This window comes from Geodermatophilus sp. SYSU D00703, from assembly GCF_054050155.1.
Map to the genome: position 1 here is coordinate 14244 of NZ_JBJGYU010000032.1, position 23163 is coordinate 37406.

Annotated in this window: 18 protein-coding genes; 4 read left to right on the forward strand and 14 right to left on the reverse strand. The window is 73.2% G+C overall.

The features are described 5' to 3' along the window. Window positions 1-8: 8 nt before the first annotated feature. From ACI782_RS21505 to ACI782_RS21540, 8 genes are all read right to left on the reverse strand, one after another. A complete protein-coding gene (locus ACI782_RS21505) occupies window positions 9-2357 on the reverse strand; it encodes a heavy metal translocating P-type ATPase (protein ID WP_456912133.1) in 2349 nt (782 codons plus the stop codon). 49 nt (window positions 2358-2406) lie between these two features. After that, a complete protein-coding gene (locus tag ACI782_RS21510) occupies window positions 2407-3405 on the reverse strand; it encodes a hypothetical protein (RefSeq protein WP_456912134.1) in 999 nt (332 codons plus the stop codon). Between the two features lie 15 nt (window positions 3406-3420). Next, on the reverse strand, window positions 3421-3702 hold the full coding sequence (locus tag ACI782_RS21515; RefSeq protein WP_456912135.1) for a metal-sensitive transcriptional regulator: 282 nt from the start codon (window positions 3700-3702) through the stop codon (window positions 3421-3423). Between the two features lie 78 nt (window positions 3703-3780). Then, a complete protein-coding gene (locus ACI782_RS21520; RefSeq protein WP_456912136.1) occupies window positions 3781-3990 on the reverse strand; it encodes a heavy-metal-associated domain-containing protein in 210 nt (69 codons plus the stop codon). A gap of 322 nt (window positions 3991-4312) precedes the next feature. Beyond that, on the reverse strand, window positions 4313-5008 hold the full coding sequence (locus ACI782_RS21525; RefSeq protein WP_456912137.1) for a DUF3159 domain-containing protein: 696 nt from the start codon (window positions 5006-5008) through the stop codon (window positions 4313-4315). Between the two features lie 95 nt (window positions 5009-5103). After that, window positions 5104-5814: a DJ-1/PfpI family protein gene (locus tag ACI782_RS21530; protein WP_456912138.1), complete on the reverse strand. Its 711-nt coding sequence runs from the start codon at window positions 5812-5814 to the stop codon at window positions 5104-5106. A gap of 5 nt (window positions 5815-5819) precedes the next feature. Further along, a complete protein-coding gene (locus ACI782_RS21535) occupies window positions 5820-6509 on the reverse strand; it encodes a DJ-1/PfpI family protein (protein ID WP_456912139.1) in 690 nt (229 codons plus the stop codon). Then, complete coding sequence (locus ACI782_RS21540) at window positions 6506-8305, reverse strand: multicopper oxidase domain-containing protein (RefSeq protein ID WP_456912140.1); 1800 nt, start codon at window positions 8303-8305, stop codon at window positions 6506-6508. Before ACI782_RS21540 ends, ACI782_RS21535 begins: the two co-directional genes overlap by 4 nt. A gap of 167 nt (window positions 8306-8472) precedes the next feature. Here ACI782_RS21540 and ACI782_RS21545 point away from each other — a divergent pair, with 167 nt between their 5' ends. The 3 genes from ACI782_RS21545 (at window position 8473) to ACI782_RS21555 (ending at window position 12851) form a co-directional block, all read left to right on the forward strand. Further along, window positions 8473-11712 carry a BTAD domain-containing putative transcriptional regulator gene (locus tag ACI782_RS21545; RefSeq protein WP_456912141.1) on the forward strand — a complete coding sequence of 1080 codons (3240 nt, stop codon included), beginning with the start codon at window positions 8473-8475 and terminating at the stop codon, window positions 11710-11712. 162 nt (window positions 11713-11874) lie between these two features. Further along, the gene (locus ACI782_RS21550) at window positions 11875-12261 is read left to right on the forward strand and encodes a cupin domain-containing protein (RefSeq protein ID WP_456912142.1); all 387 of its coding nucleotides are present in this window, start codon (window positions 11875-11877) and stop codon (window positions 12259-12261) included. Window positions 12262-12503: 242 nt separating this feature from the next. Continuing rightward, entirely contained in the window at window positions 12504-12851 is a 348-nt protein-coding gene (locus ACI782_RS21555) for a hypothetical protein (RefSeq protein ID WP_456912143.1), read from the forward strand. Between the two features lie 373 nt (window positions 12852-13224). On the opposite strand, the gene ACI782_RS21560 is transcribed toward ACI782_RS21555, so the two are convergent. Both ACI782_RS21560 and ACI782_RS21565 read right to left on the reverse strand, forming a co-directional pair. Then, window positions 13225-14580 (reverse strand): FAD-binding oxidoreductase, encoded by a 1356-nt coding sequence (locus tag ACI782_RS21560; protein WP_456912144.1) that lies wholly within the window; start codon window positions 14578-14580, stop codon window positions 13225-13227. A gap of 367 nt (window positions 14581-14947) precedes the next feature. Next, window positions 14948-15520 (reverse strand): hypothetical protein, encoded by a 573-nt coding sequence (locus ACI782_RS21565; RefSeq protein ID WP_456912145.1) that lies wholly within the window; start codon window positions 15518-15520, stop codon window positions 14948-14950. A 1550-nt stretch (window positions 15521-17070) separates the two neighbouring features. Between ACI782_RS21565 and ACI782_RS21570 the strand changes: the two genes are divergently transcribed. Further along, on the forward strand, window positions 17071-18354 hold the full coding sequence (locus ACI782_RS21570; RefSeq protein WP_456912146.1) for an MFS transporter: 1284 nt from the start codon (window positions 17071-17073) through the stop codon (window positions 18352-18354). A 203-nt stretch (window positions 18355-18557) separates the two neighbouring features. Here ACI782_RS21570 and ACI782_RS21575 read toward each other — a convergent pair whose 3' ends face one another. The 4 genes from ACI782_RS21575 to ACI782_RS21590 form a co-directional block, all read right to left on the reverse strand. Then, window positions 18558-19193: a TMEM175 family protein gene (locus tag ACI782_RS21575; RefSeq protein ID WP_456912147.1), complete on the reverse strand. Its 636-nt coding sequence runs from the start codon at window positions 19191-19193 to the stop codon at window positions 18558-18560. A gap of 861 nt (window positions 19194-20054) precedes the next feature. Beyond that, window positions 20055-20363 (reverse strand): hypothetical protein, encoded by a 309-nt coding sequence (locus tag ACI782_RS21580; protein WP_456912148.1) that lies wholly within the window; start codon window positions 20361-20363, stop codon window positions 20055-20057. A gap of 515 nt (window positions 20364-20878) precedes the next feature. Then, window positions 20879-22075, reverse strand: coding sequence for a heparan-alpha-glucosaminide N-acetyltransferase domain-containing protein (locus tag ACI782_RS21585; protein WP_456912149.1), 1197 nt, complete (start codon window positions 22073-22075; stop codon window positions 20879-20881). A 339-nt stretch (window positions 22076-22414) separates the two neighbouring features. Beyond that, window positions 22415-23077: a GAP family protein gene (locus ACI782_RS21590; protein ID WP_456912150.1), complete on the reverse strand. Its 663-nt coding sequence runs from the start codon at window positions 23075-23077 to the stop codon at window positions 22415-22417. Between the last annotated feature and the right edge of the window lie 86 nt (window positions 23078-23163).

A 23163-nucleotide genomic window follows, 5' to 3' on the forward strand; every position in this document is an offset into this window, starting at 1 on the left:
GCCGGTGGTCACCGCGCCACGGCGGTCGCCGGGGGCGAGCTGACGGCGTCAGCGCCGCCGGGGCGCTCGGCGGCCGGCGCCGGGCCGTTGGCGCTGCGGAAGCGCCGCAGTCGCAGGCTGTTGGAGACGACGAACACCGAGGAGAACGCCATCGCGGCCCCGGCCAGCATCGGGTTGAGCAGGCCGGCGGCGGCCAGCGGCAGGGCGGCGACGTTGTAGGCGAAGGCCCAGAACAGGTTGCCCTTGATGGTCCCCAGCGTCCTGCGGGACAGCCGGATGGCATCCGCGGCGGCGCGCAGGTCACCGCGCACCAGGGTGAGGTCGCTGGCCTCGATGGCCACGTCGGTGCCGGTGCCCATCGCCAGGCCGAGATCGGCCTGGGCGAGTGCGGCGGCGTCGTTCACGCCGTCGCCGACCATCGCCACGACCTTGTCCTCGCCCTGCAGCCGCTGGACGACGTCGACCTTGTCGGCGGGCAGCACCTCCGGGATGACCTCGTCGATGCCCACCTGGGTGGCCACCGAGCGGGCGACGGTGGCGTTGTCGCCGGTCAGCAGCACCGGTGTCAGGCCCAGGCCCCGCAGCTGGCCGATGGCCTCGGCGGAGGTCTCCTTGATGGCGTCGGCGACCACCAGGACGCCGCGGGCGGCGCCGTCCCAGCCGACCGCGACCGCGGTCTTGCCCTCGGCCTCGGCCGCCGCCTTCGCCCGCTCCAGCTCGGGGCTGAGGCGCACCGACCAGCCCTCGAGGAGCCGGGTGCGGCCCACGAGCACCGCGTGCCCGTCGACGACGCCCTGCACGCCGAGGCCCTCGACGTTGGCGAAGCCCTCGACCGGCGGCAGGGTGCCGACCTGGTCCGTGGCGCCCTTCGCGATGGCCCGGGCGATCGGGTGCTCGGAGGCGTCCTCCAGCGCGCCGGCCAGGCGCAGCACCCGCTTGCGGTCCTCGCCGGGGGCGACGACGTCGAGCAGGGTCATCCGGCCGGTGGTGACGGTGCCGGTCTTGTCCAGCACGACGGTGTCGACCCGACGGGTGTTCTCCAGCACCTCGGGGCCCTTGATCAGGATGCCGAGCTGGGCGCCGCGGCCGGTGCCGACCATCAACGCCGTCGGGGTGGCCAGGCCCAGCGCGCAGGGGCAGGCGATGATCAGCACGGCGACCGCGGCGGTGAAGGCGGCGGCCAGCCCGCCGCCGGTGCCCAGCCAGAAGCCGAGGGTGCCCACGGCCAGGGCGATGACGATCGGGACGAAGATGCCCGAGACGCGGTCGGCCAGGCGCTGCACCTCGGCCTTGCCGTTCTGGGCGTCCTCGACCAGCCGGGCCATCTGCGCCAGCTGGGTGTCGGCGCCGATGCGGGTGGCGCGGACGACGAGCCGGCCGCCGGCGTTGACGGTGGCGCCGACGACGGCGTCGCCGGGGCCGACCTCGACCGGCACGGACTCGCCGGTGAGCATCGAGGCGTCCACCGCCGAGGAGCCCTCGGCGATCACGCCGTCGGTGGCGACCTTCTCGCCGGGGCGCACGACGAACAGGTCACCGACGGCCAACTGATCAACCGGGATGCGCTGCTCGTGCCCGCCGCGCAGCACCGAGACCTCCTTCGCGCCCAGCTCGAGCAGCGAACGCAGAGCGGCGCCGGCGCGGCGCTTGGAGCGGGCCTCGAAGTAGCGCCCGGCGAGGATGAAGGTGGTCACCCCGGCGGCGGCCTCGAGGTAGATGTTCCCCGAGCCGTCGGTACGGGCGATGGTCAGCTCGAACGGGTGGGTCATGCCCGGCTCGCCGGCGGTGCCGAGGAACAACGCGTACAGCGACCAGGCCAGCGCGGCGATGGTGCCCATCGAGATGAGCGTGTCCATCGTGGACGCGCCGTGGCGCAGGTTGGTCCACGCAGCCTTGTGGAACGGCCACGCGCCCCAGACGACCACCGGCGCGGCCAGAGTGAGCGACAACCACTGCCAGTAGGCGAACTGCAGCGCGGGGATCATCGCCATCGCCACGACCGGGACGGTGAGAACCGCGGAGACGAGCAGCCGCTGGCGCAGGCCGCGGACGTGGTCGTCGGCCTCCGTCACCGGCCGCCCTTCCTCGGCGTCGGCCTTCGGGGGCTCGGGCAAGTGCGCGGTGTAGCCAGTGTGCTCGACGGTCGCGACCAGATCCTCGGGGGTCACGCTGCCGGTGAAGCTGACCTTCGCCTTCTCGGTGGCGTAGTTGACCGTGGCGGTGACGCCGTCGAGCTCGTTCAGCTTCTTCTCGATGCGCGCGGCGCACGAGGCGCAGGTCATCCCCCCGATCGCCAGCTCGACCTGGCTGTCCCCGGCCGCGGCCGGTGGGATCGTGCGCTCAGTCGCGGAGCTCATCGTCTTCTTCCTTCGAGGCTGCTCGGGATGGGGTCGGGAGTGCGTCGCCTCAGCCGTGGCTGTGGCCGTCGTCGACGTGGCCGCCGCCGTCGGCCGGGCCCGGAGTCACCGTGCCGCCGGCGCCGGTATCCGCGGTGGTCTCCCCCGCGCGGACGGTGAACTCGGCCGTGCGCACCACGTCGCCGTGCTGGAAGTCCAGGAACAGCCGGTAGTCCCCGCCCGAGGGGGCGGTGGCGGAGAAGGTGATGTCCGGGCCGGGTGCGGTGGTGCCGTCGCCGGGCTCGCCGGCCGGGTGCACGTGGAGGTAGGCCAGGTCACCGTCGCGGAGGGCGACCAGGTGCCCGTAGGCCGCCAGGTAGGGCTGCAGGTCGGTGACCGGCTGCCCGTCCCGGCTGACCGACAGGGTCAGCTCCGACTCCTGACCAGGGACCAGCTGCCCGTCGAGGGTGACGGTGTACCCGTCGACCTCGGCCGTGGTCGACGGCTCGGGGAGCGGCTGCGGGACGTGGTCGCCGGCGACGGCGACGTCGGTGCCCAGGACGACCGCGGGGTCCTCACCGGCGGGGTCGAAGTCGGCGAACAGCCGCCAGGTGCCGGCGGTCAGGTCCAACGGGATCGACCAGGTGCCGTCGGCGGACAGCTCCGGGTGCACGTGCTGGAAGCCGGTCAGGTCCCGGCGCACCGCAATGAGGTGCAGGTCCTCGTCGTGGGCGGTGTCGTAGGCGGTCACGGGCTGCCCGTCGGGGCCGAGGACCCGGAAGGACACCGGGGTGGCCGCGCCGGCCGGCACGGAACCGGCGGCGTCGAGGGTGTAGCCGTTCTCGGAGACCTGCAGGCCGCCGGGCAGGCGGGTGCCGGCGGCGGAGGCCTGTCCGCTGGTGTCCAGCGGGGACTCCGCGAGCGTCTCGCCGTGGGGAGCGGTGTCGTGGCCGGCCGTGTCGTCGGCGGCCGCGCCGACAGGACCGACCACCGAACCGAGGCCGGTGGCCGCACCGAAGACGGCCGCCAGCCCGAGTGTGTAGGCGCCGAGCTTGGCGGGGGTGTTCATCGCAGGTCCTCCGGGTCAGGAGCGGACGAGGCGGGCGATCGCCTCGGAGGCCTCACGGACCTTCGCGTCGGCCTCCGGGCCGCCCTTCTGCGCGGCGTCGACCACGCAGCCGGCCAGGTGCTCGTCGAGCAGGCCGAGGGAGAACGACTGCAGGGCGCGGGTCGCCGCCGACACCTGGGTCAGGATGTCGATGCAGTACTTGTCGTCCTCGACCATGCGCTGCAGGCCGCGGATCTGGCCCTCGATGCGGCGCAGCCGCTTGAGGTGCTCTTCCTTGTCGTGGCTGTAGCCGGCCATGTCTGTCGGTCTCCTCGTGAGGTGGACGGATGGGGAGGCGGGGCGCCGGGCGGAGCGGCGCCCCGCCGGGGATGCCGGTCAGCCGGCGACGACCTCGTAGCCCGCCTCGTCCACAGCGGCAGCCACCGCCGCGTCGGACACGGGACCAGCGCTGCGGACGGTGACGCGGCCGCCGGCCACGTCGACGTCCACGTCGGTGACGCCCGGGATCTTGGTGACCTCCTCGGTCACCGCGCCGGCGCAGTGCCCACAGGTCATCCCTCGGACGGTGTACTCGGTGCTCGTCACGACACCTCTCCTCTCACGGGTACCCCCTACTGGTACCGGGTACCACTGATACCCCCTGGCGGTACATTCCGCAAGCGATCGGCCTGTGGTGGCGCTCTCCGACTGGGCTGACCGCGGTTGGCCGAGCACCCCGTGCCTGTGCCGGGTCGTGCACCCCGGGTCGGCAAGCTCCTCTCGGCGTGAGCAGGTACGTGTCGAGGCCCTGGACCGATGTGGCCCAGGGCCTCGACGAGTCCACCGATTCGGGCAGCCCACGGAGCTCCGACGGTCAGAGCCAGGCGAGGAGCTGCCTCTGGGTCGCCGCCGTCCCTGGTGCAGCCGTTCACCCGGCTGCGGCCACGGAGCGACGGGTGGCGCGGCGGACCGCGGCGAGGGTGAGCGCGACGGCGGCGAGGGTGAGCGGCCAGCCGAGCAGCAGCTTGCCGACGGCCAGCAGACCGGGGAGGTCCTCGCGGTACAGGAACGCCTGCACGCCGGCGCGGACGCCGAACACCGCCGACCAGCCGAAGGTCGCCAGGACGAACATCCGGCGCAGGCGCTCGTCGTCGCGCCAGTCGCGTCGCCGGTAGAGCAGGCCGTGGATCGTGCCCACCAGCGGATAACCGATCAGGGCGGAGCCGGCGAAGACGAGCCCGTAGGCCGCGTCGACCAGGATGCCGGGAAGGAAGAACCCGCGCGCCTCGCCAGAAGTGGCGGCGAAGAGCACGGCGATGGTGAGGCCGGCCAGGCCGGCGATGGCCTGCCGCAGTGACTCCTTGCGGATCAGCCGCAGCGCGACGATCCCCAGGCCGGTCGCGGCGGCCGCGCCGATCGCCGCGGCAAGGGCCGTCGGCCGGTTGGTCTGCGCGCCGGCGACGGCGTTGACGGCGACGAAGACCAGCGGGGGCAGGCCACCGTCGATGAGACCGCGGATGCCGCCGAGCGCGGGCGGAAGACCGGTGGCGGGTGCGGCCGGCTGGTCGGCCCGACCGGCGGGCGACGTCGTCGCGGGGCGGGGGGCGGTGTCGGTGAGAGTCATCGGTGCCTTCTCTCCGGCCGAGGCCAGTGGTGGGATGTCCCCACAGTCGCCGGGCGGACTGTCGTGGCGCTGTCCACCCGCTTGCGCCACCCGTGTCAGGCGCCGGCCCGGGTGAGCCGCTTGGGCTTCGCGGCGATCACCGGCGCCAGCAGGCCGATCGCGCCGCGCATGGCGCGCGGCAGCGGCGGGATGTGCGCCCAGTCGATGCCGTCGAACGGCGGCTGCGGGTCGTAGTCGAGCGCCAGCTGCACCCGCCGGGCGGTGGGCTCGTCGGTCAGCTGGGCGACCAGGTGCAGCGCCCAGTCGATGCCGGCGGACACCCCGGCGGACATGGTGACGTCGCCGTCCTCGATCCACCGCCGCCGGTGATACGTGGCCCCCAGCGATTGCAGCACGCCGGCGAAGAACCAGTTGGTGGTGGCCTGACGGCCCTGGAGCAGGCCGACGGCGCCGAGGATGAGCGAGCCGGTGCAGACCGAGCCGACGACGTCGGCGGAGGCAGCGGCGCTGCGCACGTAGGCGCGCACCCCGGGGTCGCTCATCGCGCGGATGGTGCCGATCCGTCCGCCGGGGACGACGAGCACGTCCGGGTGCGGGACCTCGGCGAAGGTGCGGTCGGCGACCAACTGGAGCGGGAGGTCGGTGGCCATCGGCCCGGTGTGCGCGCCGACGACCACGACGCGGTACCGCGGGGCGAAGCGCTGCAGCTCGGTGAGCACCTGCAGCGGGCCGACCAGGTCCAGGGCGGTCAACCCGGGGTAGAGCACGACGGCGATGGTCTTCCCGTCGGTGTCGGGGACGGTCATGGCGCTCACCTCTCCTCTGCCGGAACGTCGGTGTGGGCGGCGCGCGGGGTGCGCAGCATCGCGGCCAGCCCGGGATCGCCGCGGTCCGGGCCGAGGGGGCCGAGCGGCGGCTCGGGGTCGTACTCCATGAACAGCTGCGCCAAGGCAGCGGCCGAGCGGCTCTTCAGCCGGGCCAGCAGGGCCAGCATCATGTCGATGCCGGCCCCACCGCCGGCGGCAGTGAGGAACCGGCCGTCCTCCACCCAGCGCTCCCGCGCCCAGGTGACGTCGAAGCGCCTGAGCTCGTCGGCGTAGGCCCAGTGGGCCGCCACGCGGCGGCCGGTGACCAGGCCGGCGGCGGCGAGGATCAGGGCGCCGTTGCCGGTGGCGCCCACGATCTGCGCTTTCTCCGCCGCGGAGCGGACGTAGCCGAGCAGCGCCTCGTCGGCCATCGCCGCGACCGTGGCCGGGCCGCCGCCAGCGATGATCACCGCGTAGGGCGCGGGCACCTCGGCGAACGTCGCGGCCGGGACGACCTGGAGGGCGGTGTCGGTGGGCAGCCGGTCGGTGCGCTCGCCGACGACGACGGTGCGGTAGGCGGTGCCGGTCAGGTTGCGCAGCACGGTGAGCGGTCCGACCACGTCCAGCGGCGTCACACCGGGGTACACCGGGAAGGCCAGCAGCTGCCTCTCCCGGCGCCGGGCCCGGGCGGTCACGACGTCGCCCCTCGGGTGACGGTGAAGCTGAACACCATCCCGCTGTGCAGGTGCTCGGCGATGTGGCAGTGGGCCATCCACGTGCCTTCGTGGGTGACGTCCAAGAGCAGGTCGACGGTCTGCCCGGTGAGGATGAGCACGGTGTCCTTCCACACCAGGTTGGGCTCGGGGGCCCCGTCCCGCGCGAGCACGAGGAAGCGGCCGGCGCCGTGGATGTGGAGCGGGTGGTGCATCGGGTGGTCGGAGTCCGTCTCGTTGACCACCCGGAGCTTGACCCGCTGCCCGACGGTGAACCGCCAGTCGGCCGGGGGTGAGTTCTGGCCGCCGGTGCGGTCCAGCAGCTGCCAGCGCATGTTGGCGGAGGTCATGGCGCGGTTCATCTCGACCATGTGGTCTTCCCACTCGATCCGGTCGCCGGCGCCGTCCTGCACGCCCGACATGTCATGGCTCACCGGCATCTCGTGGCCGACACCCATGTCGTGGTCGTGGCCCATGTTCATGGGGTCGCCCATGTCCATGCCGTGGCCCGTGTCCATCGCGGCGACGATGGCGAGGACCTTGTCCGGCGGCGCGGCCAGCCACCGGCCCAACTGTCGTCGTTCTGCGGCGAGCTCCGGGGCGGCTCCGAGCCGCTCGAACGCCTGCCGCAGCGGCGGCTCCGCGGCCTGCTCGGTGACGGTGATCGCGGCCAGCGGATAGGTGCGGTCGGGTGTGCGGTGCTCGAGGGTGTACCGGCCCGGCCGGTAGATGAGCACGTCGACCACCGCGCGTTCGGAGGGGGCGAGCACCACGTCGCCGATGAACTGCTCGTGCTCGACCCGGCCGTTGTCGCCGCCGATGAGCTTCATCCGCGCCCCGGGCAGGGCCACCCGGAACACGCGGCTGTTGGCGGTGTTGACCAGCCACAACCGCAGCACCTCACCGGCGTGCGCGGTCAGCGCCAGGTCCGTCTCGCCGCCGACGAGCAGCACGTTGCCGTAGCGGCCCATCGCCGCGTAGTCCGTCTCGCTGCGGCTGAACGGCGCGATTGCGTCGTCCCCGAGCAGCACGTCGTCGAGGGTGAGCACGACGTCGCGGTGGGCGGGAGGCCAGTGGTCCGGCTCGGCCGGGTCGACCAGGATGGTGCCGTAGAGGCCCATCTCCTGCGTGTAGTCCTCGCGGACGTGCGGGTGGTACCAGAACAGCCCGGCGTCGACGAGGGGCAGACGGTAGGTGAACTCACCGCCGGGCGGGATCGGCGCCTGTGTCGTCCCTGGCACCCCGTCCTGGCTGTTGTCCAGCCGGAGCCCGTGCCAGTGCACGGTCGTCTCCAGATCGGTGTCGTTGGTGACGTGCACGACGATCTGCGAGCCCTGCCGCACCCGCAGCGTCGGCCCGGGGACCGAGCCGTTGTAGGCGAGCATCCGCACCGTGGTCCCGGCCAGCTGCTCGGCGATCGGGCCGAGGCGGAGCTCGAGCGTGTCGCCGTCGGCGAGATCCCGAACCTGCGGGCTCGTGGCCTCGGGCAGGCCGGTGGTGTCGGTGGAGAAGAAGGTGTCCACGGGACGTCCTCCTGTTCGGATGGTGCCGGGCAGCGGGGTGCCGTCGGCGGGCGGGTCGGTGGCCGGGGCGACGGCGAAACCGGCGGCGGTGACGGCCGCGGTGATCGCGGCGGGATCGGCGGGGCCGGTCACCTGCACGGTGCGGGTGGCCAGGTCGGCCTGGAGGGTCTGCACGCCGGGGACGTCGCTGATCGAGGCGCTGATCGCGCGGACGTCCGGCCGTGCGGTCATCGCCGGCACGCGGACGGTGATCATGGCGTCTCCTTCGACGAGTGGGATGGCTCCACGGTGGCGGCGTGCGCTGTCCGTCCGCTGTCGGTTCGCTGACCGCGCCGAGCCGGCCGATGGCTCGTTGTCTCGGCTTCGGTGGGAGGGCCAGAATCGGCGCCTCGGCAGACGGACCCGTTCCAGGAGGGCGTCGCATGGAGATCCGCGTCCTGGGGCCGGTCGAGGTGGTCGTCGACGGGCAGCGACGATCGCTGCCCGGTGGTGGTGAGCGGGAGCTGCTGGCGCTGCTGGCGCTCTCGGCCGGGCGGGTGGTCTCCGTCCCGGCCCTCGTCGACGCCCTGTGGGACGAGACACTGCCGGCCAACCCGGCGAACGCGCTGCAGGTGCGGGTGTCCAAGCTCCGCCGCGCGCTGACCGCGGCCGGCGCGCCGAGCACCGTGGTGGCCACCCGCCCACCCGGCTACCTGCTCGACATCGCCCGCGACCGGGTCGACGCCCTGCGCTTCACCGACCGGGTGGCGGCCGCCCGCGCCACCACCGACGCCGATCCGGCCGACGCCGCCGAGCGGTACCGGGAGGCGCTGCGGGAGTGGCACGGTCAGGCGCTGGCCGAGTTCGCCGACGCCGCGTGGGCCGGCCCGGCGGCGGCCCGGCTGAGCGAGCTGCGGCTGGCGGCCCGGGAGGAGCTGATCGACCTGGAGCTCGCGGCCGGCCGGCACACCGAGGTGCTCGGTGACCTGGAGGAGCTCAGCGCCGCCCATCCGCTGCGCGAGCGGCTGCACGCCCGCCTCATGCTGGCGCTCTACCGAGCCGGACGACAGGCCGACGCGCTCGCCGCCTACCAGCGGGCCCGCGACGTCCTCGACGCCGAACTCGGCTTGGAGCCCGGCGCCGAGCTGCGCGTCCTGCAGGAGGCGATCCTCCAGCAGCGACCCGACCTGCAGGCGCCCGCGCGGACCGTCCCCGTCCACACGGCGGCCATCCCCAGCCCGGAGCCGGCCCGGCATCGACTGCCGGTGCGGTTGACGTCGTTCCTCGGACGCGAGACCGACCTGCAGCGGGTGGGCGGGCTGCTGCAGGCGGCGCGGCTGGTCACCGTGACCGGTCCTGGCGGCGTCGGGAAGACCAGCCTCGCCCTGGAGGTCGCCCGCGCCGCCGCGGAGCGCTTCCGCCACGGGGTCGGGCTCGTCCGGCTGGCCGGCGTGACCGACCCGGCGCAGGTGCCGTCGGCTGCGCTCGCCGCGCTGGACGTCCGCGACGTGGCGACGGCGACGGCAGAGGACCAGCTGCTCGGTCACCTGCGCGACCGTGCGGTGCTGCTGGTGCTGGACAACTGCGAGCACCTCGCCGACGCCTGCGCAGTGCTCGCCGAGCGGATCCTGGAGTCCTGCCCCGACGTGCGGCTGCTGGCCACCAGCCGCGAACCGCTCGCCGCCCGCGGCGAGGTGCAGTACGCCGTCGACCCGCTGCCGGTCCCCGCGGCGACCGCCTCTGCGGCAGAGCTGACGGCCAGCGCCGCGGCCCAGCTCTTCCTCGACCGGGTCCTCGCCGCCTTGCCGGACCTCGCCATCGGCGACGAGGCCGACGCCGCCGCTGTCGCGGACATCTGCCGTCACCTCGACGGGATGCCACTGGCGATCGAACTCGCCGCCGCACGGGTGGCTGCGCTCCCGGTCGGCGAGCTGGCCCGGCGGATGGGTGACCGCTTCGCCCTGCTCACCACCGGCCCCCGCACCGCGGAGGCGCGGCAGCGCACCCTGCGGGCCACCGTGGACTGGAGCTACCAGCTGCTCACCGAACCCGAGCGGGTGCTGCTGCGCCGACTGTCGGTGTTCCGCGGCAGCTGGACCCTGGAGGCCATGCAGGCCGTCGTCGGAGGCGAGCCGCTGGAACCGGCGACGGTCGTGGACCTGCTCGGTCGACTGGTCGACCGGTCCCTGGTCGTGGTGGACCGCGCCACCTCGGATCCGGCCGCCGGGCCGCGCTACCACCTCCTGGAGACCATCCGGCAGTACGCCGCCGAGCGGCTCACCGAGGCCGGTGAGTGGGACGCGATCGCCCGCGCGCACGTCGGCTACCTGACCGGGCTGGCCGAGCAGGCCGAGGCCGACCTGCGCGGCGACGGACAGGCTCGCTGGCTGCCGCGGCTGGCACTTGAGCGCGACGACGTCGACGCCGCCCTGGCCTGGTGCACCGAGCACGCCACCGAGGAGCCCGACGCGGGGCTGCGGCTGGTCGCCTCCCTCGGCTGGTACTGGTACTTCGCCACGCGTCCGGACGGCGGTCGGCGGGTCGCCGCGATGCTGGACGCCGCCCCAGGCGGCTCGTCCCCGGCCCGGGCGCGGGCGCTGCAGGCGCTGGCCGTCGCCGCCCGGCCCGGGGCCTGCATCGTCCATCCCAACCCGGACTGTGCCGCCGCGGCCGCGGCCAGCCGGACCCTGTTCGCCGAACTCGGTGAGCAGCTCCGTACCGCACTGTCGGACACCCTGCTCGCCGTCGAGGCCATCGGCAGCAACGACCCGACCGGGGCCTTCGGACTGCTGGAACAGGCTGATCGACACTTCGCCCGGGCCGGTGACGCCTGGTGTGCGGCGCTGGCCGACTTCGTCCGGCTGGAGCTGCACGCCGGTACGGGTGACCTGGCCGAGGCCACCGCCCTCGGTCACCGGGCGCTGCTGGCCTTCCGGGCACTCGGCGACCAGTGGGGGGTCTCGGCCATCCAGTTCCACCTCGGCATGGCCCTGCACCGCGCCGGCCGGCTGGAGGAGGCCCTGGACATGTACGAGGGCGCGCTGGCCAGCGTCCGCGACGTCGGCCCGGCGAACACCGTCCAGTACGCCCTCGCCGGCGCCGGCCACGTCACCCTGCTGCTCGGCGACCTCGACCGGGCCGCACAGCTGTTCGCCGACTCCCACGCCGTCGCCCGCGGGCTCGGCGCCGACGCCAATCCACGCGCCGCAGTGGGCGAGGGACTGCTGGCCCGCGAGCGCGGCGACCTGGCCGCCGCGCGGGAGCGCTTCACGGTCGGGCAGCAGCTGTTGTCCGGGCTGACCGAGCCGGAGTGGACCGCCGTCGCCCTGGTCGGTCTGGGTCACCTGGCCGAGAACGAGGGTGACCTCGACACGGCCGTGTTCTTCCACCGCCGGGCGTGGTTGATCGCGCCCGGACACGCCGCCGCCCTGGAGGGCCTGGCGTGCGTGGCTGCCGCCCGCGCGGACGCCGAGGCCGCGGCCCGCCTCCTGGGCGCGGCCAGCGAGTGGCGTCGGCGGCGGCACCGGCCCGCCGCCCGGCTCGAGCGGGCCGACGCCGAACGGGCGGAACGGGCTGCGGGCGCGTTGCTGGGCGCGGACGACTTCGATGCGGCGTATCGGGCCGGTGCCACCCGACCCGATGCCGTCGTCAGCTCCGTAGCGGACCTCGCCGCTCAGCGCTGACAGCAGCGTCGAGCAAGGGGATGGACAGCGTTGCGACATCGGCCGCTCGCAGGCTGAGGATGCGGCCGCCCAGGAACGCGCCAGCGACCGGTCGCCGCGCCGCGTCCACTGACCCGACGCGCCGACGTCCTCCGGGCCGCCGCTCGGAGAAGGGAGCCTGTCATGCGACCCACCGCGACCACCCCCGACTCAGCTGTCGACCTGAGCGCCGTACAGGGACTGCTGGCCGGGGGAAGACTGCGGATCGAGCAGCTGATGGACGCCGAGCTGCACCAGGGACAGGTACTGAACGTGCCACGGGTCGAGCTGGCCCCTGGAGTGGTGGAGCCCGCGCACGTCCATCCGGGGGCCGGGGGGGTCTTCGGCGTCGCCGGCCGCGGCTTCGTGGAGATGGACCACACCGACCGCGTGCCGCTGGCGCCGGGCGCGTTCGTCCACGTCGAGCAGGGGACGGTGAAGGCGCTGGGCAACAACGGGTCAGGCCCTCTCGTCGTCCTGGCGGTGCTCGTGCTCGACGGGGACCAGCCACCCCTGACCGTCGCGCAGTAGCGCGAGGGACGTCATTGGCAGCGCAATCGGCCGCCGTTCTGCGCCACTGTCCACCTGTCGGCCCCGGGCCCATCGCCGTGGCCATGAAGGCCGGCTCTCCCTTCCCAGGGTGAGCACGCCGCACCGGCGAGCCGCCGGCGCTTCGCCCCGGCGACGAACCTGGTGGAACTGCCGGTCCGAGTGGCGCGCCCGTCACCCATCCTCAGGCCCAGCCGCCATCCCTCCGCACACGAGGCCGCACGATGACCACCACCGAACCGACCGCCACCGAGGCCGTGTCCACCACCGACCGCGGATCCCGCCGCCGCCTCATCCGCCGGATCATCGCCGGGTCGCTGGGAACCGGGGCGGTCCTCGCCGCCGTCCTCACGCTGGGCGTCTTCGCCGGCGGACCCGAGCCCGTGATCACCGGGGCGGCCCTGCTCGGCTTCGCGGTCGGTTGGGCGATGCTCGCGGTGCTGTCGGCTCGGATGACCGACCAGCCGCAGCAGTCGAGCCGTATCCGCAGCACGCTGGTGTTCGTCGATGCCGGCGACGGCAACTGGCTTCTCTGCCACGAACACCACTCACCATTCGCGACCAGCGCGTAGGCCACCTGGGCGCACGGGATGTCGGCGGACCGGTGGCCGTCGCCGCCGTCGAGGCGTTCCATGCGGGTCGAATCGCATTCCGAGATGGACTGAACCGCGTTCTGAGTACTGGGCCGGCGCCGCACAGCGACACGGCGAGGCGCACATCGACCGAGTTGTTCCCGTACGCCCACGCCGGCGGGACATGGGAACGAGTACAGCGAGGACGCCGGGGCACCTCCGCGGCCTGGGCTCCGTGGTGACCCCAGCGCCGGCCCGCTCCGTGGTGTGTGGACGCTCCTCCGGTCACTGCTCCCGCTGCCGCGCCGGACGTCGAACGCCGATCGGAGGACCCAACGGGTCCGGATGTGGCTGTCGGCGAGGCCGTGACGTCCTACGGCTTGATGTTCTGGTTGTTTCGAAACACGTTGTCCGGGTCGTACCGGCGCTTCAGGTCAGTCAGCCGCGCGAGGTGATGGCCGTAGGCGGCGCGGACCCGTTCCTCGCCCTCCTCGCTGAGGTAGTTCACGTACACGTCTCCCGTCGAGTAGGGCTGCATGGCTTCCCAGAACCTGCGAGCCCAGTCGATGTGTGCCTCCTGCTCGTCGGGTCGCGACCAGACGGCGGCGATGATCAGGTCGTAGGCCGCGTCGCGGTGCCCGAACGCGGTGGCGTCGTCGGGAACCCGGGCGACGGCACCGCCGAACTGGTCGACGATCACCATCGGCCGCGGCGAGGGCGCATCGGCCATGAAGGCGATCATCGTGTCGATCGCCTCGTCGCTCAGTTCGGCGAGGTTGCTGGACTTCCAGTAGTTGAGCAGGCCGAACGGGAAGTCCGCGTCATAGGCCTGCTGCACGTCGCAGTAGCTCATCGGTTCGATGGCGACCTCGATCGGCGCCCCGAACTCGCGGATCGGACGCAGGATCTCCTCCGCGGCCTCCAGCGCTCCGACGTAGACCACGAAGATCAGTACAGCCCGCTGTCCGTCGGGAAGCGTCGCCAGCCCGAGCTCGACGAACAGGTCGTCCGGTGCCGACTGCGAGAACTCGCGGTAGAACCTGCAGACATCCCGGGCCGCGCTGAAGGGATGCACCGCCGGACCGGCGACCACCTGCCCGACGGGGTGCAGCCGGTACTCGAACGACGTGACGATCCCGAAGTTGCCGCCCCCACCGCGCAGTCCCCAGAACAGGTCGGCGTTCTCGCTCGCACTCGCGGTCAGGAACCGCCCGTCGGCGGTGACGACGTCGGCCGACAGCAGGTTGTCGCATGCCAGTCCGTGCTTGCGCTGCAGCCAGCCGATGCCCCCGCCCAGCGTGAGCCCCGCGATACCCGTGGTGGACACCGCCCCGCCCGTGGTGGCCAGACCGAACGCCTGGGTCTCCCGGTCGAACTCACCCCACGTCAGGCCTGCCTGCGCCTGAGCGACCCGCCGTACCGGATCCACGCGCATGCCCTTCATCGACGCAAGGTCGATGACCAACCCACCGTCACAGACGGCTTTCCCGGCGACGTTGTGGCCGCCTCCGCGCACCGCTATGGGCAGGCCTTGCTCGATGCCGAACTGGAGCGCCACCATCACGTCGCCCACACCGGTGCAGCGAGCGATGACCGCCGGCCGCTTGTCGATCATCCCGTTGTGGACACGCCGAGCGGTGTCGTACTCCGGATGGGTGGGGTCGATCACCGCACCACGCATGCGGGCCCTCAGCGCCTCGAACGCGGGCCTCTCGAGTAGGAGCGTCATCGCGCACCTCCCAGGCGAATCCCGTGCGAACCGTCGCGCCGCGCGGCTCTGGGCACAAGGGCCGGAAGCCTCAGCGCATCAGCCGTCCGCGGCCGCCACTGGGCGATCGCCCCCTCGGACAGCGTCGCAGCGGTGCCACCGCGAGCGGACGTCCGCTCCATCGCCAGCATCCACCCGTTCGCCCGTGGACAGATCACCCGGTTGCTCAGGCGTTCCAGGTCAGGCCGACACGCATTCCGAGACCAGCTGCCTGGGGTTCCGAGATCGGGCGTGGAGTCGAGCGGCGCACACTACGGAAGCGCAGGTCACCGGAGTTGTTCCCATACGCTATTGGACTGACCGCGACCGCCGCCCGGCGCTCCTGCGGTTAGGCGGTCGGGGTGGCGCCGGTCTCGACCGGGACGAGCTCGATGAGGAGCGAGCTCATCAACCCCACGCCCTCGTTGGCCGCCGCATCCTCGATGCCACCGGGGATGTACCACGTGGTCCCGGCCGGGCAGACGTGACTGGCCGCCTCCCCGGTCGTCTCGTGGAGCACCGCGCCGTCCGCGCCGTACATGATCTTGCCAGGGTTGCCTGGGCACGTCGATTCACCGGTCTCGATGTACATCAGCGCTGGGTACGGGAGGGTCGCGGGCGGGACGCTAGCGCCTGGCTCGAGGGTGAGCCGGGCGATGCGCACTTCGACCGGGCCGGCCGGCATGTCACGGACTATTCCGCCGACGAGCAGGGACGCGAGACCGACGCCATCCTGGGCGGGCGGGGCGGTGGCCACGCACTCGCCCGCGCTGGGAGTCGCGTCCTGCGCCAACGCCGCGTCCAGATCGTGTGCGTAGAACGCCGCAGCCGCGCCTCCGACCACCAAACCGCTGAGCACCGTCCGGCGGCTGACCTCCGGCGTCGCGTTCGAGACAACGACTTCGTTCTGCTTGGCGACCACGTCGGTCCCTCCTGGCGCTCGTCGCGACCCGCTGACAAGCCCGCTCCGTCCGCCGACCCGCCCAGCGACGGTGTGCCCTGACGTTGCCGGTCAAGTCTCCGCCTACTGTCATCCGGCCACCAGACCCCGCCCAGCGTCACCGCTGCCTCGAGTCGACGGCCGGCAGGACCGTGCTCACGCCGAAGACCATGACCGAGCGGTCTGCGGTTCGCTGGCGAGGCCCCGACGGATCAAGGAGGGGTACCTCGCTCGACGGGGCAGTTCGGGCCATCCCAGTCGAACGCGCCGGTCAGGAGGACACCGTGGAGTGTCGCCGTTGCCTTCGACGGCCAGCACGTTGAAGCAGGCGCAGCGAACAAGGTCGTCCTACGCCACGGCAGCGACGACGTCTTCATGCTGCCGGAGGCGGTGATCGAGAGCGGCGAACAGCCGCGCGACCTCGGTGGCCACCGAGGTCGAGACCGGTCAGTGGGCCTTCGCGCGCTGCGCTGCAGCACGGGCGTGGGGCAGGTAGTCGGGGTGAGTCTGCGTGGTCTTGCGGGGCTCTCGGTTCGGTTGGAGGGGTCTGACGGCCCGGAAGGTGCCGCAGCCGTCCCGCAGCGCAATCAACCCCGAACCGCTGGGTCTCTCGTTTCGTCGTTTCCGGCATCGCCTCAGAACCCAGATCGTCAGAGGAGTTCACCTGGTGGCGAGCCACGGCTCGAGATCGGCCGGCCGAGGTTGTCCGACCACGCGCCTGACCTGACCGCATGTCGGTCGTCAGCGACACACGGCCGGTGCGCGCACCCGCCGCCGGGACGACCGGGATGAGCGCGGCCACCAGCGGCGCGAGGCTGCTGCGGGTGAGGTCGGGCAGGTAGCCCGCCTCGATCAGCTTCTGCAGCAGCTGCGGGGTGGTCCCGACGGCCGCCGCGGCCGCGCGCAGCCTGAGCGGCGGCTGGACAGAGGCTGCGGGGCCCGTCACCTCACGTGGGCACAGGGCGGGCACGAACCCGCGGTTCACCGGTGGCGAGCCGTGAACGAGCGCGGACCGTGACGGGCGCCTGACCTGTACAAACGGGCGCAACCGATCACGCCTGACCACTGCCGACATGCGGGCCACCCGACTCATGATCCCTGGGTCGTGGGTTCGAGCCCCACCCGCCCCACCGGCCCTTATCTGCGGTCTCGTCCTTGTCGTCCCTGCGCTCGGCGCCCCCTGCGGCGATCCGCATCTCCGGACGCGAGCGGGACCCCCATCACACGTCAGCGCGAGATGACGACAGCGCGTCCGGCCGGCGACTGCACACCTCCTCCGCGAGCTCGATGACCTCCGCCGTGGTGACGCCGCGGCCCCGTCGCTGCGGTCCACGCCCTCAGCAGGTCGTCCGGCGGCTGATGGACGGGATGGGCCACCCGCGGCGCGACGGCTGATGCGCACCATCTTCGAAGAGGTGCGCATGGGCGGGCAGCGTCCGGGCCGGATCCGCCCGCTCGCGCCCGCCGAGGTCCACTCGCTGTACCGCGTGGGCAGCCCGTGATCGGTCCCGTCCTGGGGCCATGATCGTGCGGTGACCCGTCCCCGGCGCACGCCGCTCGTGCTGCTCGAGGCGTCCACGCTGCTGTCCAGCACGGGCAACGGGATCACGACCATCGCGCTGCCGTGGCTGGTCCTCGAACGGACGGGCAGCGCCACCGCGACCGGCGTGGTGGCCGCCGCAACGGTGCTGCCACTGCTCGCCGGCAGCCTGCTGGCGGGCACGCTCGTGGATGCCCTCGGCCGACGTCGTGTCGCCTGGCTGGCCGACGCCGCCTCCGCGCTCTCGGCGGCCGCGATCCCGCTGGTCGACGCCACGGGCGGGCTGACGGTGCCGGTCCTCGTCGCACTCGCCGTGCTCGGAGCGCTGTTCGACCCCGCCGGGTTGGGCGCGCGCGAGACGCTGCTCCCGGCCGCTGCGGGTGCCGCGCAGTGGCAGCTGATCCGGGTCAACGGCCTGCATGAGGCAGTGTTCGGACTGGCGTACCTGGTCGGTCCGGGGATCGGCGGGGTGCTGATCGCGGCGGTGGGCGCGGCCGGAACGCTGTGGGCGAGCGCCGCGGCCTTCGTGGTCTCCGTCGTGCTCGTCGCCTGCGTCCGGGTGCCGGGCGCCGGCTGCCCATCGCGACGGCCCCGCGGTGTCTGGCGGGCGACCGGCGAGGGGCTTCGGTTCGTCTGGCGTGACCGGCTACTACGCACGCTCGGCCTGCTCAGCGCGGCGATCGCTGCGCTGTACCTGCCGGTTGAGGGCGTCATCCTGCCTGCCCAGTTCATCGCGGACGGGACGCCGGAGCGGCTCGGGCTCGTCGTGATGGCGATGAGCGCGGGCGGGCTCGCCGGCGCGCTCGGATTCGGTACCGTCGGGCACCGGCTGCACCGGCGGGCGGCGTTCATCACCGCCGTGCTCGGGTCGTGCGCGGCCCTGCTCGCGATGGCCGCGCTCCCGCCGTTCCCGGTGCTGGTGGCGCTGGCCGCGGTCGTGGGTCTGCTCTACGGCCCGGTTGGCCCGCTGGTCAACACCGCGATGCAGATCCGCACTCCCGAGCCTCTGCGCGGCCGCATTGTCGGGGTCATGACGTCGGTGGCCTACGCCGCGGGCCCGGCCGGATACCTGGTCGCGGGCCCACTGGTCGAGGCGTTCGGGCCGCGCGGCGCGTTCCTCGCCATGGCGTCGACGTTGCTCGCCGTCGTGCTGGTGGTGGTGCCCACGCGGGCGTTGCGTGGACTGGACATGCCAGAACCGGGCCCGCTTGCCCCCGTCCAGCCCGTCCCGGTTCCGGGATTCCCCCCGGGCACGCCGCCCCCGGACGGCACCTGAGCATCTGGGCGCCGCCCCGGACGCGAACGGCATGATGGGCGCGCCCGGGCCGGCGGGGGGCCCCGAGCGGAGTGACGTGACGAATCGGCCGCACGGGGTCGGGGTCTGGACGGGCCGGCGTCGCGCCCGAGGCCCCGAGGCGGGAAGCGCAGCGATGACCCGTTGGCGCCGCTGCAGCCATGGAACATGCGAGTGCACAGACTTCACGCCCTGTCTTTGGGCCGCATTCGCGCCGTCAACCTGGGCACGACGGGGTCCACCACGAGCAGCGCGACCCAGAACAGCTGGGCGATGGCCGGCGCCACGAGATAGGCGATCGGTATCGAGACGAGGAAGACGACCGCCGGAGCCAGGCCGGCTACCACCGTGTCGAGCCGCCCACCTGCGTCTGGAGGTGGGTCGATGAGCCCACTTCCGGCGGCGACGATCCACACCACGGTGTAGAGGACCGAAACCGCCGCGACGTTGACCGCCATCAAGACGGTGGGAAGCGGGAGGTCCTCAACGGCGGGGTCGCCGACTGCGGCAGTGCTGAACGGCAGCAGGACGATCCCGGCTATGAGGCACAGGTTGGCGACGATCGTTCGAACGTCGATCGCGACGAAGCTCGCGACCATCCGGTGGTGCCGGAGCCAGAAGCTGGCAATGACAGCGAAGGCGATCAGGAACGTGATGAACTGCGGGCCGATCGCATCGCCGAGCGAGGAGAGGTCCCGGAAGGCTGATGCTCGCTCATCGATGTCGAGCGACGTCACCAGCAGCGTCGTCGCGAGGGCAAACGTCGCATCGATGAAGGCAATCGCACGGTCGAACTCGGCCTGGTCGCGTGAGTACCGCATTCGTCCTCCTCTCGTGACGGGCACGCTCCACCCCTCAGGGCGCTACCGCTAGGCCCGGCTGCATCGGGGCGAGCACCGGAGCCGGTGGGTCGATGTCCAGGGGCTCTGATACAGGTTCGGTCCGTCCGAGATGGGCGACCGGGCCGGCCGTAGCGGGGGCCCGGTCGCGGAACTGCTGTGGGTCGAGCGAAGCGGCGCTGGATGACGGTGCGGCCGGCGTAGACCGCGACGTCGAAGGCCGGTGGGCGGCCACCGGTGGGGCCTCTGGCCTTGCGGTGGGCGAGCCGGTCGGTGCGTCCGGGGCTGGAGGAGGCATGTGCCGACGGCGCAGCGCCGCCCAGGTGGAGGCGTGCGAGCAGGCCTTGTCGGCCACCACCCGATCCGGGCGCTTGCGTGGCCGGCCCGGCCGCTGCGGGCCACTCAGACCTCGTGGAGCAGCGGAGCGGTTGCGGATCGTCGCCGGTCTGGCCGGCGGTGAACGCGATGGCCATGGGCTGGGCGGGCCGGGGCCGTCGACCGCCAGGTGCAGCGTGGAGGTCGGCCCGCCGCGGGAGCGTCCGAGGGCGTCGCCGGCGACGGCGAGCTCGTTGACCCAGGCGGCGCAGCACCCCCCTCTCCGTGCTCCGGCCGCCTGCTGGTGGGCACGGACGGAGCTGGAGTCGCACCGTGCCGACCGCCTCGTCCTCGACGAGGCGGTCGGCCAGGATCCGGTTCCCCCGATGCCGTCGACGGTCCACGTGCGCAGCCGCTCATGGGCGGTCTTCCACGGCCCGGAGCGCCAACATCGCGGGCTGGTCCCACGATCCGCAGGGCCCGCCCTGGATGATCAGCACCGCGCCTGCCGACGTTCGCCCCGAGCGGCTACGACTGCTGATCGGTCCCCGGCACCGACGGGATGGTGGAGCCGGTCCAGTGCTGGCCGGCCACCTCGAGCTCGCGTACCTTCAGCGACCCGATCTCGATCTCCTCGGCCCGCAGTCTCCGGATCACCGCGTCAGCAATCGCGAGCCGGCCGACGGCCATCGCGCCGACCGCGGTCACCGCGAGAGCAAGAGGCCCCATCGCTGACGGCCCGAGGATGCGGGCGCCGACAGCCATCGCGCCGGTGACGCTCGCCGGCGTCGCGCTGGGGCCGGTCGTCTGGCGACGGATGGTGATGAACCTGGACATGGTGCCTCCTCCGGGAGTCCGTACGACCTGGCAGCAACCGTTGCGCGTTCTCACCGGTCGGGATCCCGTGGGTGGGCTGACTCCAGCAAGAGGCTGGAACCGCTCGGCGCGCCTCCACCGCCTGTGCACGAGCCTGGGCCGAAAGGTCCCGCGGCGTCGCAGTCGCAGTCTCCGCCGCATCCCCGCCGCCAGACCCGGGCGTGCCTTCGTCGTGCCACGGCTTCTTCCCGTGCGCGGGGCGAGCGCTTCTGCCCACTCCGGGGTCGACCGGAATCGGGAGGGGCGAAGGCCGTGGGGGCATCGAGAACAGGCTCACCGTCGAGCAGCTCGTCGCCTTGCAGCCCGGCGACACGGCGACCATCGAGTCCAGGGCCGGCTTCGGCTGACCTCGGCTCGCCACCCGCCCCACCGGTCCTGACCTGCGGTTTCGTTCTGGCGGCCGGCACCCCGGACGCCCACGGCCCCCGAGGTGCTCGGCGTCGACGGGGCGGACGTCGCCCGGACAGGGGCAGTGTTCAGTCCCGGCCACGGACGGCCATGGGGGTCGCTGGGCCGAGGAGGGCTCGGCGGGCCCGGTTGGCGGCTCGTCCCACGAGCTCCTCCAGCGGGCCCTGCGCCCGCCACCGCCGCCAGTGGGTCGCGAAGACCCTCGAGCCGACCACCAGGGCGAGGTACTGGAGCAGCTCGTGGTCCTCGAACAACCCGGTGGCCAGGACCAGGATGTGTGCGCTGTAGAGCGTGAGCGTCATGGCCCCCGCCGCCCGGACGGGTCGGAGCACCCGGTGGAGGACCGCGATCCGGGTCACCAGGAGCGACGCTCCCAGCACCGCCATCGCTGAACCGGCCGAGTGGATGAGGTCGAGCTGCGTGTGCGCGTGGGGGGAGGCCAGCGCCAGGGACGACCACGACGGCGGCGCGTTGGGCGGTTCCCACAGCACGGCCACCGCGTCCTGCCCGGTCAGGGACATGAGCCGGTTCAGGCCGCCGAGGGGGTACAGCAGGACGTCGGAGACGGCCGTTGCCGCGACGCCCAGGGCGACGCCGCCGCCGAGCAGCCAGACCGCCGGCCGCCGCGACGTCAGGTCCAGCCGGCCGATGGCCAGCCCGGCGCACAGGTAGGCGAGGTAGACCACCACGGGGTAGTCGCCGGTGAGGAACAGCTGGCACAGCAGGCCGACCGGGTGGCTCAGCAGCGTGGTGAACGTCGGCTCGGCGGTGCTGCTGTCGGGCAACCCCATGTGGGCTGCGCCCATCAGCAGGAGGGGGCCCAGGAGGGCGAACCCGACGGAGAGGGCGGCGAGCGTCTTCGGGCGCAGCCCGACGAGCGGGATCGAGCACAGGAACAGCACGGCATAGGTGGCGAGGATCAACTCGATGCCGGAGTGGGCGTACCCGAGCAGGAGCCCGATCGTCCCGGTCGCCGCGGCCCGGACCACCAGGCCGGCGGCGGCCGCCCGGCGACGGTCACCGGTGAGGATCTGCCGTCCGCCGGACAGGAACGCGACGCTGATCCCGGCGACCAGGGCGAACGTGGCAGCGGACCGGCCGGAGGCGATGAGCCCTGTCGCCGTGGGGCCGGTGTCGGTGGTGTCGTCGAAGATGTGCTTGGCCATCATGCCGAACAGCGCCAGGCCGCGGGCGAGGTCCACGCCGGTCACCCGCCGTCGAGGAGGCGGCGGCGGGGCGGCGACCGCCACGGGCGCGTACGTCACGACCCCAGCCCCTGTGGTCTCCCCGATCTGCGCTGACGGGGTGCGCACGTACTCCGACAACACGATCTCCCTCGTCCGTGACCCTGCAGCAGCAGCAACGGCGGCGTTCGTCACGATCTCCCCGGTCAGGTCCCCGGAGTGCCTTCCGATGGTGGGGCCTTCTGTGGTCGTCACATCCCACTGAGCCGAGGGTTGCGGGAGCTGGGCCCTCACGACATCGCGCTGGCCCCCGCCCGGCCGGGGCGAGCCCCCGCTCCCTGTCGGGGGCGGACCCCCGGACGCATACGGGCCGGCTCAGCGCGGAAGACCACGGCTGTGCGCCGGAAGCTCCGGGCCTGCTCATGCAGCGCTGAGCCCGTCGACGATCAGCAGCGCGCCGATGACGAGCAACAGCGTGATCAGCACCGCGTCGCTGTGCGTGGTGAGCCAGCCGCGGGACGACTGCAGCCGCCCGGCCAGGCGCTGGCGGCCGAGCGCGACAGTGACCACCGGAACCGCAACGGTCCTGGCCGCGACGACGGTGAAGACGATCAACGCCGCGATGGTCCCGGCCACGGACAGGTCGCCGCCGGCGATGGCCGTGCCGGCGGCGGCGCACAGCAGCAGGTTCTTCGGGTTCACCGCGGCGAGCGCGAGGCCGATCCCGGCGGTCCGGACGGCGCCGAACCGGTCGATCGCCGCCGTCCAGCTCGGCATCAGCGGCTTCTGCCGTCGCCTGCGCCGGGAACGCCATCGGATCGCGGCCAGCACGAGCAGCAGGATGCCGAGGACGAGCTGCATCCACGCCGCGGTGGACCGGCTGCCGCCAGGGGCCAGGGCGCCGGCGGCGAGCAGGACCACCGTGCTCGCCCCGGCGATGCCGACCACCCATCCGGCGAGGAAGCGCGTGCTGGTGCGGCCGGCGTCGGCGGCCAGGAGCATCAGGATCACCGCGGCGATCGGGACGGGCGCGATCGCAACGCCGACCGCCAGCGGCAGCACGTCGCCGAGGACCTGCCACATCCGGCTCACCTCCTGCGGCAGGGGCGGCTTGGCGCCTTCCGGCGGACGCGACGGCTCGAGTGCGGTGTCGGGAGACCCGACGGCGG

Coding starts and splice junctions, on each gene's coding strand:
- ACI782_RS21505 (WP_456912133.1), bottom strand. CDS start 2,357: ATGAGCTCCGCGACTGAGCGCACGATCCCACCGGCCGCGGCCGGGGAC.
- ACI782_RS21510 (WP_456912134.1), bottom strand. CDS start 3,405: ATGAACACCCCCGCCAAGCTCGGCGCCTACACACTCGGGCTGGCGGCC.
- ACI782_RS21515 (WP_456912135.1), bottom strand. CDS start 3,702: ATGGCCGGCTACAGCCACGACAAGGAAGAGCACCTCAAGCGGCTGCGC.
- ACI782_RS21525 (WP_456912137.1), bottom strand. CDS start 5,008: ATGACTCTCACCGACACCGCCCCCCGCCCCGCGACGACGTCGCCCGCC.
- ACI782_RS21530 (WP_456912138.1), bottom strand. CDS start 5,814: ATGACCGTCCCCGACACCGACGGGAAGACCATCGCCGTCGTGCTCTAC.
- ACI782_RS21540 (WP_456912140.1), bottom strand. CDS start 8,305: ATGATCACCGTCCGCGTGCCGGCGATGACCGCACGGCCGGACGTCCGC.
- ACI782_RS21545 (WP_456912141.1), top strand. CDS start 8,473: ATGGAGATCCGCGTCCTGGGGCCGGTCGAGGTGGTCGTCGACGGGCAG.
- ACI782_RS21550 (WP_456912142.1), top strand. CDS start 11,875: ATGCGACCCACCGCGACCACCCCCGACTCAGCTGTCGACCTGAGCGCC.
- ACI782_RS21555 (WP_456912143.1), top strand. CDS start 12,504: ATGACCACCACCGAACCGACCGCCACCGAGGCCGTGTCCACCACCGAC.
- ACI782_RS21560 (WP_456912144.1), bottom strand. CDS start 14,580: ATGACGCTCCTACTCGAGAGGCCCGCGTTCGAGGCGCTGAGGGCCCGC.
- ACI782_RS21575 (WP_456912147.1), bottom strand. CDS start 19,193: ATGCGGTACTCACGCGACCAGGCCGAGTTCGACCGTGCGATTGCCTTC.
- ACI782_RS21580 (WP_456912148.1), bottom strand. CDS start 20,363: ATGTCCAGGTTCATCACCATCCGTCGCCAGACGACCGGCCCCAGCGCG.
- ACI782_RS21590 (WP_456912150.1), bottom strand. CDS start 23,077: ATGTGGCAGGTCCTCGGCGACGTGCTGCCGCTGGCGGTCGGCGTTGCG.